This is a genomic window from Ensifer sp. B1-9 (assembly GCF_050474445.1).
GTDB lineage: Bacteria > Pseudomonadota > Alphaproteobacteria > Rhizobiales > Rhizobiaceae > Ensifer.
Genome location: NZ_JBCHVG010000003.1, coordinates 36,680 through 51,656, shown reverse-complemented (window position 1 = coordinate 51,656; position 14,977 = coordinate 36,680). Strand labels below are relative to the sequence as shown.

The following is a 14,977-nucleotide window of genomic DNA, read 5'->3' as shown; positions in this document are numbered from 1 at the left end:
GATCGACAGGTTCTATACCGGCCGGCCTCCGAGAAAACGGCCGGCCTTCTTCATTCGGCCGCGGTCGGCAGGCTTCGGGTCTGCAGCAGGGCAGGCGCGAGCGCCTGCTCGTCGGCCTGTGCTGTCACGGCTGCGGAGGGCGCCTTGATCCTGAACCAGGCGACGTAGAGCGCCGGAAGGAACAGCAGCGTGATCAATGTGCCGACGATGATGCCGCCCATCATCGCGTAGGCCATCGGCCCCCAAAACACCTCGCGGGCGATCGGGATAAGGCCGAGGCTGGCCGCTGCGGCAGTAAGCATGATCGGCCGCATGCGCGTGATGGTAGCCTCGACGACGGCGTCCCACGGCGCATGGCCCTGGCTGCGCAACTCCTCGATCTGCACGATCAAGATCACCGAGTTGCGGATCAGGATGCCGATCAGCGCGAGCACGCCGAGGATCGCGACGAAGCCGAGCGGCGCACCGCTGGGGGCGAGCGCGGCCACCACGCCGATCAGTCCGAGCGGCGCCGCCGCGACGACCAGGAACAAGCGCTGGAAGCTCTGCACCTGGATCATCAGGATTGTCGCCATGACGAACAGCATGAGCGGCACGACAGCGGCGATCGGACCCTGCCCCTTGGCGCTCTGCTCGACCGAGCCGGCGGTAGCGACCGTGTACCCCGCCGGCAGCTCGTCAACGAACTTTTCAACGACAGGCGCCAGTTCCGCCACCACCGTCGCCGGCTGCGCCGTGCTCACGATGCCGGCGCTGATGGTGAGCGTCGGGACGCGGCTGCGCCGCCAGATGACCGGCTGCTCCAGCTCGTAGCGGAAGGTCGCGAGCGCAGCCAACGGCACCGACTGGCCGCCGCGCGTCGGCAGCTGCAGATTTTCGAGCGTGTCGATCGACTGCCGCTCCTCGGCGCGTGCGCGGCCGACCACGTTGACGAGATAGATGTCGTCGCGCACCTGCGTCGCTGTGACGCCACTCACCACCCGGTTCACCGCCGAGGCAACGTCATCCGAACTGATGCCGAGCTGACGCGCCTTGTCCTGCAGCACGTCGATCTTCAGTACGCGCGACGGCCCCATCCAGTCATAGGTGACGTCGCCAAGATCGTGATTCCCGGCGATCGCGGCCGCCAGCTTCTGCGACAGCTCGCGCACCTGCTCGATGTTGGGACCGCTGATCCGGTACTGCACCGGACGCCCGACGGGCGGCCCGAGTTCCAAGCGCTTGATGAAGGCATCGGTGCCGACGAAGTCGCGGCGCAGGACCTCCGTGAGCCGCGCTCTCACGCGTTCGCGCGCCTCCGACCCCTTGGTGACGATCACCATCTGGCCGAAATACGGGTTGGCCGGCTGCACATCGAAAGAGAGGACGAAGCGCGGCGCACCCTGCCCGATGTAGCTCGACCAATGGTCGATGTCGAGATCGCCGGCAAGTGACTGCTCGAAGCGCTCCATCTGCGCCTTCGTCTCGGCGATCGAGCTGTTCTGCGTAAGAGTCCAGTCGACGATCAGCTCGGGCCGGTCGGACGCCGGAAAGAACTGGTGCTGGACGAAGTGCATGCCGAGGATCGCGCAGGCGAAGGCTGCAATCGTCGCGACAATGGTGAGCCAGCGCCGGCGCATGGCAAACAGGAGCATTGCCTTGAAGCCCGCGTTGACGCGGCTCGGCTTGCCGTGATGGACCTTCATCCTTGCGGGCAGCAAGGTCACGCCGATCAGCGGCGTGAACAGCACCGCGACGATCCACGAAATCAAGAGCGACAGCGCAATCACGACGAACAGCGTGAAGGTGTATTCACCGGGCGCGCTGCCGTTGAGGCCGATCGGGATGAAGCCGGCGACCGTCACCAGCGTGCCCGTCAGCATGGGAAATGCGGTCGAGGTGTAGGCGAATGTCGCGGCCTTCGTTAGCGAATCGCCGTGCTCCAGCCGGGACACCATCGTTTCGACCGCGATCATCGCGTCATCGACCAAAAGGCCGAGCGCGATGATCAGGGCGCCGAGCGAGATGCGTTGCAGCGAGATGCCGAGATAGGCCATGGCCATGAAGGTCATCGCCAGCACCAGTGGGATCGACAGCGCGACCACGAAGCCGGCGCGCATCCCCAAGCTCACGAAGCTGACCACCAGCACGATGACCACCGCCTCGAACAGCGCCTGCGTGAAGCCGCCGACAGCTTCGTCGACCACGACCGGCTGGTCGGCAACGAGGTGCACGCCGATGCCGGCCGGCAGCTCCTTCGCAATCTTCTCCATGCGCTCTTCCAGCGTCTTGCCGAACTCCAGCAAATTGCCGTTGGTGCGCATGCCGATGGCCAGCCCGATCGCCGGCTTCCCGTTGAAGCGGAACATGGGCTGCGGCGGGTCGGCATAGCCGCGCTTGACGGTGGCGATGTCGGCCAACCGGAAGAAGCGGTCGTTGACCCTGAGGTTGATCGAACGAAGGCTCTCCTCGTCGATGAACTGGCCGCCGACTCGCACGCTGATGCGCTCCGGGCCGGCCTGTATGACCCCGGAGGGCGTAATCGCGTTCTGACCCTGCAACGTGCGCAGGATGGTCTGCTGGTCGAGACCGAGGGCCGCGATCTGGCGCGTCGAGAATTCGAGGTAGATCACCTCGTCCTGCGCGCCGATCAGTTCGACCTTCCCGATGTTGGGGATCGTGAGCAGCTTCGCCCGCACGTCCTCGATGTAGTCGCGCAGCTGGCGCATGCTGACCCCATCAAAGGTGAAGGCATAGATATTGCCGTACACATCGCCGAAGCGGTCGTTGAAGAACGGCCCGACCGTGCCCTGCGGCAGCTGGGAGCGTATGTCGCCAACCATATTGCGGGCCTGGCTCCAGACTGCCGAAATATCCCGCGCCTTGGTGGAGTCCTTGAGGTTGATGAAGATCGTGGTTTCACCCGGCGTGGTGATCGAGCGCGTGTAGTCGAGCGGCTCCAGCTCTTCGAGCTTGCGCTCAATGCGGTCAGTGACCTGGCGGATCATCTCTTCGGCCGATGCGCCCGGCCAGCCGGCCTTCACGATCATGGTCTTGATCGTGAAGGCCGGGTCCTCCTCGCGGCCGAGATTGATGTAGCTCATCACCCCGGCGATCATTGACGCGATCATGAAGTACCAGACGAGCGACTTGTGCCGGAGCGCCCATTCCGAAAGGTTGAACCTGCCCATCGCAATCATTCCTCCGAGATCCTGACCAGCTGTCCCGGCCTCAGGCTGTGCACGCCGGCGACGACTACCTGGCTGCCGTCGGCGATGCCTTCCGCCACTTCGATGCTTGCGTCGCTGCGCGCGGCGATCTTCACTTCGCGCAGCGAGACCTTGCTGGAGGCTGGGTCGATGACCCAGACCATCTGCTTGCCGTCGCGCTCGACCAGGCCGGAGGCCGGCAGCTCGACATGCGAGGCTGTCCTGTGCTTCGGCGTTGCGGTGACGATCGTGCCGAGCCGGAAGCTGTCGGTGGCGCCGCCCAGCGAGATGCGCAGCCGGCGCGTGCGCGTCGCCTGATCGGATTGGGGCGCGATCTCGCGGAGCGTGCCGACGACGACGGTGCTCTCGACCTGCAGCGCAATCTCGAAAAGGTCGCCCGGCGCCATGGCGCGGGCGAGTTCTGTGGGCACGTCGACGACGGCCTCGGGCGCGTTGGAGCCGGCAACGGTGACGACCGGCTGCCCCGGTGACGCGACCTGGCCGACCTCCGTCTGCACCGAGGTGACCACGCCGTCGAACCCTGCTGCGAGCACTGTGTAACCAAGCTGCTCCCGGGCTTCCGCGAGCCTGGCGCGGGCGTCGGCGAGCCCGGCGTCGGCGGTCGAGAGCGCCTCTTCGGCAAGCTCGACCTGCACCTTCGAGGCGGCGTCGCGCTTCAACAGGGCGCGCACGCGCGCGGCGCTGGCCTTGGCATTGGCGAAGCGCGCCTCTGCGAGGCAGACTTCCGCTTCCGCCGCACGAACAGCAAGCTTGAGTGCAACCGGGTCGAGCCTGGCCAGCACGTCGCCCTTGTGAACAAACGCGCCAACTGCGGCCTTCTGCTCAACGACGCGGCCAAGCATGCGGAAGCCGAGGCCTACCTGAGTGCGCGGCTCGATGGTGCCGGTGAAGCTCGAGAGATCGTGGTGCCCAGACCTGGCGACGACGGCCAGGACGGGCTGGATCTCGGGCTTGGCCTTCACTTGTTCTTCCTTGCAGGCGGCGAGCGCGAGGACCAGGCTTGCGGAAATGATCAGACGCTGCTTCATGACTTAACTCCATCGGCGAATTCGACCAGCTGGCCGGGCCGCAGCAGCTGCGAGCCGGCCGTCACCACGATCTCGCCGGGCGCGAGCCCGTTGCGGATGATCACCTGCCCGGCGTCGTAGCGGTCGACGGTCACGGGCCTCAGGCTGACGGCCTTACTGGTGGGGTCGGCTATCCATACCGCCGGTTTGCCGCCGCTCGAAGCAAGCGACTGCCACGGCAGCATGATCACCTTCCCGGAGCGGAACTTCGCGATCCCGCTTACCGCGGCCCCGAGTTCCATCTGCGCCGGCGGGTTGGCGAGGCCGACCTTCACTATCATCGTCCCGGCTGCGCTCAGCGCCGGCGACACCTCGCGCAGCGTACCCCTCGTCCTGACACCGCGGTCGGAGACCAGCGCGATCGCGACGGAGGGCTCCTCCGGCTCGCGCGAGAAGATCGACTCGTTGACGCTGAAGACGGCATCCCTCGGCCCGTCACCGGCGATAGTGAACATCGGCTGCGCCGCCTGCACCACCTGCCCGGCCTCGACATTGCGAGCCGTCACGATCCCCGCGATAGCTGCACGCAGTTCGGCGTGCGTAAGCTGGTCGCGGGCGGCGTCGAGCTTGGCCACGGCTTGGTCGAGCACGGCGCGGGACGTCCGCATCGCCTCGTCAGCCTGGTCATAGGCGCGGCGCGTGGTGAATCCGCTGGCGAGCAGCGCCTGCTGTCTGGCGAAGGCGGACGCCGCCTGGCTATGCTGGGCTTTGGCCGCATCCACGGCTGCTTCGGCCGATGACACGCTGGTCTGAAGCTCGTCTGGATCGAGGCTGGCGAGCAGCTGCCCGACCTCGACATGGTCGCCGGTGTCCACAACGCGGCCGACGACACGGCCACCGACACGGAAGGCCTGCACGCTCTCGACCTGCGGCCTGATTTCGCCGGTCAGCGTCACCGTCTGTGTGTGGTCGGCTAGCTCGACGGCGATCGCGCGCACCATTTGCGGCGGATGCTCGAGAGCCGTCTCGTCCGAGCAGGCGGTGAGGCTGGTCGAGGACAGGGCCAGGCATGCGATGATGCAGCATGCAGCGGCGGCGTGTGGCAGCGTGCCCATGGAGGTGCCCTTTCAGCGCTCGATGTCGTTGCGCGCCGCGTAGCCGATCTCTCGGCGGACGAGGCCGATGTCGCGAAGCGCGCGATCGTCGAGCAGGCTGAGATCGCGCTCTGCGCGGCGCCGGCGAAACTCGGCATCAATCGTTTGCGAAAGCGACGTCAACGCCGCTGCAACGAGGGGCAGGGAGGTCTTGAGGGTGTCCGGCGCGGGCCGGGATCCGGCTGTGTACGTCATGGTCGTCTTCCTACTTGTGTTGTCTCGCAGTGCGGCCGCGACTGGCGTCCTCGCGCCGTGACCCACGGCGCCCGGATCCGCCGAGGCGTCGGCCTGCAGCGGGCATTCGAGATGCGGATGCGTCTCATTAAGAAAGAAACTATTTTCTTTCCTATAAAAAGAAAGCCTTTTCTTTCCGATTGTCAACTGATATTTTCCTGAATGCGACCAAGGGCTGAGGCCGGCATGGCCGCTCGCCCGGCCCGACAGGAAAGGACGTTCTGGAATGGATCAAAAGGCAACTGACGGATCGCAGCGCAGCGGCTCGGGCCGGCTCTCCGCCGAGGAGGCCGCGCGGCTGCCCGACCGGCTGCTCGACGCGGCGATGGCTGTCTTTCTCGATCAAGGCTACGCGCAGACCACGATGGACCGCATCGTGCGCGCAGCCGGCGCGTCCACCAAGACGGTCTACAGCCGCTATCGCAACAAGAACGAGATCCTGACGGCCGCCGTGCGAAGGCTGATGGAAAGAGCACTGCCGAATCTGATCAGCGAGCTCGATGCCGAAGCCGACGAGACCGAGCCACGGCTATTCCTCATCAAGATCGGCGACCGGCTCGCCACACTCGCCACGGCGGAAGAATCGCTCGGCATCTATCGCCTGGTCGTCGCGGAGAGCAGCCGTTTTCCCGGCCTTGCCAAGCTCTATGGGGAAGGGTCGGGTCGCGTCTTAGCCTTCCTCACACGACTATTTGCGCACTGGCACAAGAGCGGAAGGTTGCCGTTCTATAGCAAGCCCGCAAGCGCTGCGGCTGCCTTTCTTGATCTTGTCGTCGCCACGCCGCGTAACAAGGCCGTCATCGGTATGCCGCTCAGTCACGCCGCTCTGAAAAAACATGTGGCGGCGGCAGTAGACATATTTTTGCGTGGCTGCGGGCCGCAGCCACGGGCAAACCCCTCGGGAGGCAAAAGGTGATCTCCACTCCGTTACTGCCCGGTCTGACTCATCGGCAGACTATCGTTATCGGCGAGCACCTAACCGTGCCTGCTGTCTCCAGCGCGTTCACAGGGTTCGCCGACATGCCTCCCGTCTTTGCGACAGCGTTTCTCGTCGGTTTTGTCGAGTGGACCTGTATAGAGGCGCTGCGACCCTATTTGAGCGCTGGACAACGAACGGTCGGAGTCCATGTCGATCTGAGCCATTCCGCAGCGACCCCGGTCGGCATGGCAGTTACGGCGGACGTCAAGTTACTGTCTTTTTCGGGTCGAGCACTGCGGTTCGGAGTCACTTGTCGCGATGAAGTAGAAGTCATTTCCCAAGGTTACCATGATCGCTTCCTGGTCGAGACCGATCGCTTCATGGCACGTGTTGCAAGAAAGGCAGCGGAGACGAAGGGCGCGGCGTAACGGTCCCATGGTTGGATCGATGACTGCACTTAGGTCGTGAAGCGGAAGCTCGAGTTCCACAGCTGCTTGCCATCGACGCCTGTTGAAACGCCACTCGAATGCGGAGACCTGTAGGAGACGAAGGTTGACCCGAAGCCGACCTCATTTCCGCACGCCAGATGATGACTTCGCGCCTTCATCCCCGACATAGCTCGCGTCCTAGTGATTTCCAGAAGTGGACATCTCGGCGGATCATCGAGGCGGCCGGTTTGCGCGAAAAGCGGATGCAGGCTCGAGCGCTATAATTGATCCGGGGATGGGCGAGCGAGTTGCCGCTTCTCACCTTGAGATGGTCCACGGCCCGGCCATCCGGCATATCCGAATCTTCCTCATTTCCATGGATCGCTGTTTCCCTCTGAAGGCCCTTTACGCCATTCGGCAGCTTCGTGCCCCGATGGTGAGGCGATCGACCTCCAGGATTTCGGGCTTGTCGCCGGGTTCCGGCAGCCCAGCCAGGCGATCGCCTGCGCATTCGATCTCCGGGGCCGCCTCAATCATATCGGCCTGGATGCGCGAGCAGCCGTGCACATCGGCGAGTGCGAAAAAGTTCCACGGCCGCTATGTCGGCCCTGTCTTGCGGCTTGCCGCCGAACTTGCAGGCTGCGCGGGACCGGGCGATATCATCGCCTCTCGCGCCGTGCACGATCTCGTCATCTGTGCAAATCTCTTCTTTGATCCGCGCGGGGCAGCTCGACCTACCCGGGATCCCCGACCCATGGCCGTACTTTTCCGTTGGACCGCTTTGCCACTTAGTTGGGGTTTTGCATCTTCGTGGCCACGTCAGCCTCCATATCTGGCCCCACGATGACGCGCCTTGGATGATGTCGCGCTATAGTTGACGCGCTCGTCACAACTGACCCTCTTGCCGCCCACCCTAATGTCGAGGTCGGCGTTGTACACCGTGCCGTTCGCCTCGAGCGTGACCGTGCCGAGCGTGGTAGGCCGGCCGGGCGTGGCGCTGAAAGTACCGCTCTGCTCCACATCTGAGTTCCCGCTCCCATCGGCACCTTCAACATGGAAGGAATAGCCGCCGCTCACGCTTCTGTCGGCATGGACGAGCGCCTCCAGTGTCACCGTGTCGCCATCCGGTGTCGCACGGATCTCGCAGCGCACCGGGCCACCGGACTGGCCGGCGGCGTCGTAAGTCGCCAAGGCACTGGCGGTAGTGAAAAGCAAGGCGAGTGCCGCCATCATGCGGCGAGGACGATAGAGGATGCGATGCATGGGACGCCTCCTGGGGTAACTCAAGGGCAGCCGCGGCACCTTTCCCGCGGCCGCCCGACCGATGTTTCCGATTACTGGCAGGCCTGGACGAAGGCGGCGACATTGCCGTTGCCGCCTTGGCTGACATTGGCGTCGCAGCCGCGGCCAACCTGCACACCGGCAGCGATATTGCCGTTGCCATCCTGGGTCAGGATCGTCGTATGATTGGAGCCGAACTGACCGACACCGGCCACGTTGCGGTTGCCGTTCTGGTAGGTGGCACCGTAGTTGCCGGTGCCTTCCTGACCTATCGCGGAAAGGTTATGCCGGCCGCGCTGCTGCCCGATCATCGTGTTGAAACGACCGTTCTGGTGTACCCGAATGCGGTTTCTGAAACCACTCTGGGCGCCACCAGCCGAATTTGACCAGCCATATTGTTCAATGCGCACATCATTGGCCATGGCCGGCACGGTAGCAGTGATTCCGACAAGAGCGGCGAGCGCGGTTGCGACGAGAGCATTGCGGATCATGAGAGCATCTCCATAGGCGGACGGGACCGCGGTTTGAACAGCTTTGTTTTAGGGAAGGCCACTCGAACCTGTGCTGAAGGCACCATTCACTCTGGGTTCAGAGAGGCGGACACGCTTCTAGAAGCAGCCGCCAGTGCCCTGTTCAGGGAGGCGCAATGTCGTATGGCTTCAGCGACACTCATGAGCTCACCTGCTCATTCCGCTCGACCAGCTCGTTAACGCGCGCACGCGTGAAAGAGGCATCGTCAATGCGAACCGGCCTATGCAGATAGCGTCGAAAGGCAATCAGGTGAAACGGAAACCCCTCGCCGTTCGCGCCTAGGGGGCTGATGCGAATCCAGTTTCACCGATACCGACAAGGCAGGAGCTCTTCGTCAAATTGACCTTGGACTTGGTCTTCTGGTTAGCGCGCTGAATCGGTGAGAGCGACAGATGCTTTGTTCGCGTCGGGGTAATTAATTCCTCGCACATCGTTCAGTTAGCCCTCGGGGTCGTGTCTCAACTCTCATCCAACTCAATAACTTCTTCAACGAGAGGCCTGGTGGTGGGAAAGGAGGCCTTCACCCATTCAGCGAAGGCTTCGGCTGCGAGGGGTGGCGTGGAGGCCCGGGGAAGAAGTAGATGGAAAGCGTGACGCATCACATGTGGAGCGTTAACTGGCTGTATAAGCGTTTTGTTGGCGAGAAAGCGCTCGATTAGCGGAGGCCCGATCAAGGCAAAGCCCTGCCCTTCGAGGGCCGCTTGCACGAGATTTGTATATGAATTTACAGTTATGCCTGCTTTCGCCTTCCCCATATTAAGTCCTTGCGCGCGGAACCATGTCGACCACCTTGTGTGCTCGTCATAGGGACCCTCCAGGTTGATTAGAGGGTAGTCCAACAGCTCAATCGGCGAGAGCTCAGTGCCCGGCGGAAGAAACGTACTCGCACAAGTGGGACCGATCGTCTGTCGCGCCAGGAAGGTTGTTTCCGAATCCTCAAACGGTGGCGTGCCATAGCGGATCGCCACGTCGATATTGTCTTCGAAGCTTAAGTTTCCATCCGAAACGATAAAGCGAAGTTCGATGTCAGGATGGATCGTCCTGAACTCACCCAACCGCGGCGATAGCCAGTAGGTCATGAAGCCCGGCGTGGTACCCACATTTATAATATTGCTCTCTGACCGTCGAGTTATCTCAGCCGTAGCACGCAGCGCCCGCTCCAACGCGTCCGATATCGCCAGGTGATATCGTTCACCAACCCGCGTAAGCTTCAATGCGCGCGGCAGTCGATGAAAAAGCGGGACGCCCAGAAACCTTTCGAGAGCCTGCATCTGTTGGCTGACGGCGACCCGTGATACATTCAATTCCGACGCGGCTTTGGTAAAGCTGAGATGACGCCCGGCAGCTTCAAAGGATATGAGAAGATTTGGCGGCGGAAGCTTGAATCTGAGTTTTTGCATAAAGTAGAACTTACGCATCACGTATGTTTTTTGCAACTTGTTATCTTTCATCTCCCTCGTACTCTCACTGCCGGTCAACACGAAAAATGGACCTGATCGACGATCGCGCAGGCATCTCCGGGGCCTCCCGTGGTCGCTCGACGGCAAAGGGCCAAGGGGAACGAAAACATGAACTCAATTATCGCAGCGGTTGGAATTCTTGGAGCGAGTTTCTTCGCAAGCGCATCGTCGGCTAATGCCGCATGCGGTACGGTCACCATAACCGAAATGAACTGGGCGTCTTCCGCGGTCATCACAGCGGTGTCGAGCTTTCTCATGGAGCAAGGCTACGGCTGCACGGTGAAAAAGGTGCCCACGTCGACAGTCCCGGCACTCACTTCCTTGGCCGAAACAGGCCAACCAGACATCCTTACCGAAGTCTGGCCGGGGGTGGCGGACATCTACTACAAGCTCGAAAAGGAAGGAAAGATCATCAAGGTCGCCGATGTCCTGTCAGACGGCGGCGTGGACGCGTGGTGGATACCTGACTATCTGGCTGAAGCTCATCCCGAACTCAAGACGCTCGATGGCATCCTGAAGAACCCGAAACTCGTAGGTAAGTTCAATAACTGCCCCGTTGGCTGGGGCTGCCGCACGTCGAGCGACAACCTGATAAAGGCATTCGAACTCGAGAAGCACGGCATCGAAATCTTCAACCACGGCTCAGGAGAAACGCTCGCCGCGTCTATCGCGTCCGCATACACGAACAAGGAACCTTGGTTCGGATACTACTGGGCTCCTACCGGCGTGCTGGGCAAATACCACATGGTGCCGATCGACATGGGCCCGGTGGACACCGAGAAGGCCAAATGTAACGCCACGGTCGATTGCCCTACACCGGGCAAGACGGGCTGGCCGAAAGCCACGGTTCTAACCACCATGGCAAAACCGTTCTATGACAAGAATCCGGATATCGTGGCCCTCATGAGCAAGGTGAGCTTCACCAACCAGGTCATGAACGAACTCCTCGCCTGGCAGGAAGACAACAAGGCGACCGCCGATGAGACCGCCGTCTACTTCCTAACCAACCACAAGGATGTCTGGCAGGCATGGCTCTCCGACGAGGCAAGGGAAAAGGTCGCCTCGATCATCAAGTGATCGCGGAAGTCTGCGGTCGCGCACTTGGGCCGCAGTCTCCGCAACCTTGTTACTGGTCTTGAAACACCATGGGACGACATTCCATGGTGTTTGGCCGACGGAGGTCTTCCATGGCATTCTACGACAGCTTATTCGATGGGCTTGGACTTCGGAACTGGTGCGACGCGTCCGAGACGAAGGGCCCGATGAGTATGGCCGAGTTGCTCAAGAAGAGCAAAGAGGCCGGCAGCGCGGACCACTCGATCCTGGACGCCCCATTTCCCTCGCTCGACGCACTCCATGACGCCTGCCAAGCGGTTCCCCGTACCCGCGAACTGACATCGGGTATCGAAAACGGATTCCTTTATATCCGGGTTGCCTTGAAAACTGTGCTCGATCCGCTTACCCAGCCTCTGTCCTGGATTCTGGACTTCTCGCTCTGGGTCGTGGAAGTCGTGCCGTGGTGGGCGTTGGTGGGCGCGCTCCTCCTGATCGTTTATGTCGCGTCGAGGTCCTGGAAGATCCTCGCTTTCGTCGCGTCGGTCCTCTTTCTTTTCGGCTTCATTGACCATCTGCATCACGCGCTCCAGACGATGGTCATCGTCTTCTCCTGCACGTTGATCTGCATCGCGACCGGTATCCCGATCGGGATTGTCATGTCGAAGAGCAAGCGTATGGAGAGACTGACTATACCCGTACTGGATATGCTCCAGACGTTGCCCTCGTTTGTCTACCTTATCCCGCTGATCTTTCTGTTCTCCGTTACCGAGTCGAAGCTCTATGGGATCGCGATCATTCTCTACGCGATCGTTCCGGTCATCAGGCTCACGAATCTCGGCATCCGAATGGTCGACGGCAGCGTCGGTGAAGCGGCGGACGCGTTCGGGATGGATCGCTGGCAGAAACTCTTCAAGGTCGAGATGCCACTCGCCCTGCCGAGCATCATGGCGGGTGTTAATCAAACGATCATGATGTCGCTCTCCATGGTCGTCATCGCATCGCTAGTCTCTGCGCCCGGCCTCGGCGTCCTGGTCCTTCGCGGCATCAACAATCTCGAGCTAGGTGTCGGCCTTATCGCGGGCTTCGGCATCGTTCTTCTCGCGATCATGTTCGACCGTGTGAGCAAGGCGTCGATGGCCCGTATCAATTCCACCCTTCAACCGCGCGAGAGGGGGCATTGATGGAACATCCCAAAATCTCCATTCGGGGCCTCTACAAGATTTTCGGTGCCGATCCGCAAGCGATGGTCCCAAAGGTCAAGGCGGGTATGGGCAAGGCCGAACTCTTGAGGGACCATGCCCACGTCATTGGTCTTCAGGATATCAACATCGACATGCGCCGCGGTGACATCACTGTCATCATGGGCCTCTCCGGATCGGGCAAGAGTACGCTCATCCGGCACATCAACGGTCTCATCAAGCCGACCGTAGGGGAAATCCTGCTCGATGGCACCAATGTCGCCGGGTATACGGGCGCCTCGCTACGGGAGCTGCGGCGCTTCCGAATGTCGATGGTGTTTCAGAATTTCGCTCTCATGCCTCACATGCGGGTCCACGAGAATGTAGAACTGGCGCAGCGCGTGCGCGGTGACGACGCGCAAGAGGCGAGGACCAACGCCCTGAACTGGATCGAGAGGCTCGGACTGAAGGGCTTCGAAACCCATTACCCGCACCAGCTATCCGGCGGGATGCAGCAGCGCGTCGGCATCGCCAGGGCACTCGCGTCGAACTCCGATGTCATGTTGATGGACGAGGCGTTTTCGGCACTCGATCCTCTCATCCGGACGGACATGCAGAACCTCCTGCTTGAGCTGCAGAAGGATCTTGAGAAGACCATCGTCTTCATTACCCATGACCTCGATGAAAGCCTGAAGATCGCTGACCACCTGGTGATACTCAAAGATGGCATCGTGGTTCAACAAGGCGAGCCACAGCAGATTATCCTCAATCCGGCAGACGTCTATGTTCGGAAGTTTGTCAACGACATCAACCGTGGGCGCGTCCTGAGAGCGGAGTCGGTGATGGTCCCTGCCGTCATCGAAAGTTCCGGCATGTCAGGTCAAGTAGATGCGGATGACAATCTCGAATCGGTCATCGCGCGCTCGGAGGGCGATCTGACCCGGTCATTTGTCGTCGTTAAGGACGGCGTCCCGGCCGGAGTGATAAGAATGCAGGACGTGTTCAAGGCCCTCATCCCGAGGCGAGTCGAGCCGGAACAATCCCCGGCGAGCGAACCCCAAGCATCGATAAAGCAGGAGCGTGTATCTTGAAGTACCTTGACCACTTCTACATTGGTGGCCAGTTCGTCACCGGCGAGGGCCGGACGAAGCGAAGCGTCATAAGTCCCGTCACCGAAGAAGGGGTCGGCACGATCTCAATGGGGACCGTTGAAGATGTAAACCGCGCCGTCGAAGCCGCTCGCAGAGCATTTCAGAGCTACAGTCAGTCCAGTCGTGACGACCGCCTCATCGTGCTCCGTCGTGTTCTCGAGCTATTCGACGAACGCGCGGAAGAGTTCGCACAGTTGACGACGCTCGAGATGGGAGCTCCCATCAATTTCTCTCGGAATGCCCAGATCGCAGGATCACGGGCGCACATAGCCGACACTATCCGGATTCTCGAGCACTACGAGTTCGAGCGCCTCTCCGGTCGCACGGTCCTTTCGATGGAGCCGGTCGGCGTCTGCGCTTTGATAACGCCCTGGAACTTCCCGGTCTTGCAGATCGTGACCAAAGTCATGCCGGCCTTGGCAACGGGATGCACCATCGTCTTGAAGCCCAGCGAGTACGCGCCGATCAGCCCGATGTTGTTCGCCGAGGTCCTGCATGACGCGGGAGTTCCTGCCGGGGTCTTCAATTTGATCAACGGCGACGGTCCGACGGTTGGAGAAGCGCTGTCCGCTCATCCCGACATCGACATGGTCTCGTTCACCGGTTCCACCAGGGCAGGCGTGCAGATCGCGAAAAACGCGGCGGATACGGTCAAGCGTGTCCACCAGGAACTCGGCGGCAACTCGGCCAATATCATCGCGCCCGATGTCGATCTGGAAGCCGCAGTCACGAAGGGGGTACTCGGTGCATATAGGAACGCCGGGCAGTCCTGTACCGCCCCGACCCGTATGCTTGTCCCGCGGCAGCTCCATGATCAGGCGGTACCGATCGCCAAGCGCGCAGCCGAGTCTGTTGTGGTCGGCGACGTTAATGATGAGACCACCACCCTTGGCCCGGTCATGAACGAGCGCCAGTTCGAACGCGTCAATTCGATCATTGACGAAGCGGTTCGCGAGGGCGCGACCTTGGTGACCGGTGGTTCAGGCAGACCGTCCTCGTTGAACCGCGGCTATTTTGTGAAACCCACCGTCTTCGCGAATGTCACTCCGTCGATGGTCATTGCCCGCGAGGAGATCTTCGGTCCGGTTGTCAGTCTGATTCCCTACGATACTCTTGAGGAAGCAATCGAGATCACCAATGATACGCCCTATGGCCTCGCCGCTTATCTGCAGTCGAAGGATCTCGGCACGGCCAAACGTATCGCCTCGAAACTTCGCGCCGGCCAGGTGATGATCAACCACCCGGCCTGGGATGCGTCCGCGCCATTCGGGGGCTTCAAGCAGTCGGGCAACGGTCGCGAATGCGGGGAATTCGGTTTTGAGGCATTCCTTGAGGTTAAAGCGATCGGCGGACTTCATGAAGGCTGACC

Annotated in this window: 13 protein-coding genes; 6 read left to right on the top strand and 7 right to left on the bottom strand. The window is 61.6% G+C overall.

Translation table 11 applies throughout. The features are described 5' to 3' along the window. Positions 1–50: 50 nt before the first annotated feature. The 4 genes from ACQ5BM_RS05970 to ACQ5BM_RS05955 are packed head-to-tail and all read right to left on the bottom strand — an operon-like array spanning position 51 to position 5,751. Positions 51–3,170, bottom strand: a complete 3,120-nt coding sequence (locus ACQ5BM_RS05970; protein ID WP_429809097.1) for an efflux RND transporter permease subunit — start codon at positions 3,168–3,170, stop codon at positions 51–53. 5 nt (positions 3,171–3,175) lie between these two features. Further along, entirely contained in the window at positions 3,176–4,237 is a 1,062-nt protein-coding gene (locus tag ACQ5BM_RS05965; RefSeq protein WP_429809094.1) for an efflux RND transporter periplasmic adaptor subunit, read from the bottom strand. Continuing rightward, a complete protein-coding gene (locus ACQ5BM_RS05960) occupies positions 4,234–5,331 on the bottom strand; it encodes an efflux RND transporter periplasmic adaptor subunit (protein WP_429809091.1) in 1,098 nt (365 codons plus the stop codon). Before ACQ5BM_RS05960 ends, ACQ5BM_RS05965 begins: the two co-directional genes overlap by 4 nt. 12 nt (positions 5,332–5,343) lie before the next feature. Next, a complete protein-coding gene (locus ACQ5BM_RS05955; protein WP_429809088.1) occupies positions 5,344–5,751 on the bottom strand; it encodes a hypothetical protein in 408 nt (135 codons plus the stop codon). A gap of 79 nt (positions 5,752–5,830) precedes the next feature. Between ACQ5BM_RS05955 and ACQ5BM_RS05950 the strand changes: the two genes are divergently transcribed. Then, a complete protein-coding gene (locus tag ACQ5BM_RS05950) occupies positions 5,831–6,520 on the top strand; it encodes a TetR/AcrR family transcriptional regulator (RefSeq protein ID WP_429809085.1) in 690 nt (229 codons plus the stop codon). After that, the gene (locus tag ACQ5BM_RS05945) at positions 6,517–6,951 is read left to right on the top strand and encodes a thioesterase family protein (protein ID WP_429809082.1); all 435 of its coding nucleotides are present in this window, start codon (positions 6,517–6,519) and stop codon (positions 6,949–6,951) included. The genes ACQ5BM_RS05950 and ACQ5BM_RS05945 overlap by 4 nt, the downstream gene beginning before the upstream one ends. Before the next feature lie 819 nt (positions 6,952–7,770). Here ACQ5BM_RS05945 and csgH read toward each other — a convergent pair. From csgH to ACQ5BM_RS05930, 3 genes are all read right to left on the bottom strand, one after another. Continuing rightward, complete coding sequence (gene csgH / locus ACQ5BM_RS05940; RefSeq protein WP_429809079.1) at positions 7,771–8,214, bottom strand: curli-like amyloid fiber formation chaperone CsgH; 444 nt, start codon at positions 8,212–8,214, stop codon at positions 7,771–7,773. A gap of 71 nt (positions 8,215–8,285) precedes the next feature. Next, the gene (locus ACQ5BM_RS05935; RefSeq protein ID WP_429809076.1) at positions 8,286–8,723 is read right to left on the bottom strand and encodes a curlin; all 438 of its coding nucleotides are present in this window, start codon (positions 8,721–8,723) and stop codon (positions 8,286–8,288) included. Positions 8,724–9,221: 498 nt separating this feature from the next. Next, positions 9,222–10,214 carry a LysR substrate-binding domain-containing protein gene (locus ACQ5BM_RS05930; RefSeq protein ID WP_429809073.1) on the bottom strand — a complete coding sequence of 331 codons (993 nt, stop codon included), beginning with the start codon at positions 10,212–10,214 and terminating at the stop codon, positions 9,222–9,224. 117 nt (positions 10,215–10,331) lie between these two features. On the opposite strand from ACQ5BM_RS05930, the gene ACQ5BM_RS05925 reads away from it, so the two are divergent. The 4 genes from ACQ5BM_RS05925 (at position 10,332) to ACQ5BM_RS05910 (ending at position 14,975) form a co-directional block, all read left to right on the top strand. Then, positions 10,332–11,300 (top strand): ABC transporter substrate-binding protein, encoded by a 969-nt coding sequence (locus ACQ5BM_RS05925; protein ID WP_429809070.1) that lies wholly within the window; start codon positions 10,332–10,334, stop codon positions 11,298–11,300. 110 nt (positions 11,301–11,410) lie between these two features. After that, positions 11,411–12,460, top strand: a complete 1,050-nt coding sequence (locus tag ACQ5BM_RS05920; RefSeq protein WP_429809067.1) for an ABC transporter permease — start codon at positions 11,411–11,413, stop codon at positions 12,458–12,460. Continuing rightward, positions 12,460–13,548, top strand: a complete 1,089-nt coding sequence (locus ACQ5BM_RS05915; protein ID WP_429809064.1) for a quaternary amine ABC transporter ATP-binding protein — start codon at positions 12,460–12,462, stop codon at positions 13,546–13,548. Before ACQ5BM_RS05920 ends, ACQ5BM_RS05915 begins: the two co-directional genes overlap by 1 nt. Next, positions 13,545–14,975, top strand: a complete 1,431-nt coding sequence (locus ACQ5BM_RS05910; protein WP_429809061.1) for an aldehyde dehydrogenase family protein — start codon at positions 13,545–13,547, stop codon at positions 14,973–14,975. The genes ACQ5BM_RS05915 and ACQ5BM_RS05910 overlap by 4 nt, the downstream gene beginning before the upstream one ends. Positions 14,976–14,977 lie beyond the last annotated feature (2 nt).

Coding starts and splice junctions, on each gene's coding strand:
- ACQ5BM_RS05935 (WP_429809076.1), bottom strand. CDS start 8,723: ATGATCCGCAATGCTCTCGTCGCAACCGCGCTCGCCGCTCTTGTCGGA.
- ACQ5BM_RS05970 (WP_429809097.1), bottom strand. CDS start 3,170: ATGGGCAGGTTCAACCTTTCGGAATGGGCGCTCCGGCACAAGTCGCTC.
- csgH (WP_429809079.1), bottom strand. CDS start 8,214: ATGCATCGCATCCTCTATCGTCCTCGCCGCATGATGGCGGCACTCGCC.
- ACQ5BM_RS05960 (WP_429809091.1), bottom strand. CDS start 5,331: ATGGGCACGCTGCCACACGCCGCCGCTGCATGCTGCATCATCGCATGC.
- ACQ5BM_RS05965 (WP_429809094.1), bottom strand. CDS start 4,237: ATGAAGCAGCGTCTGATCATTTCCGCAAGCCTGGTCCTCGCGCTCGCC.
- ACQ5BM_RS05925 (WP_429809070.1), top strand. CDS start 10,332: ATGAACTCAATTATCGCAGCGGTTGGAATTCTTGGAGCGAGTTTCTTC.
- ACQ5BM_RS05950 (WP_429809085.1), top strand. CDS start 5,831: ATGGATCAAAAGGCAACTGACGGATCGCAGCGCAGCGGCTCGGGCCGG.
- ACQ5BM_RS05930 (WP_429809073.1), bottom strand. CDS start 10,214: ATGAAAGATAACAAGTTGCAAAAAACATACGTGATGCGTAAGTTCTAC.
- ACQ5BM_RS05920 (WP_429809067.1), top strand. CDS start 11,411: ATGGCATTCTACGACAGCTTATTCGATGGGCTTGGACTTCGGAACTGG.
- ACQ5BM_RS05915 (WP_429809064.1), top strand. CDS start 12,460: ATGGAACATCCCAAAATCTCCATTCGGGGCCTCTACAAGATTTTCGGT.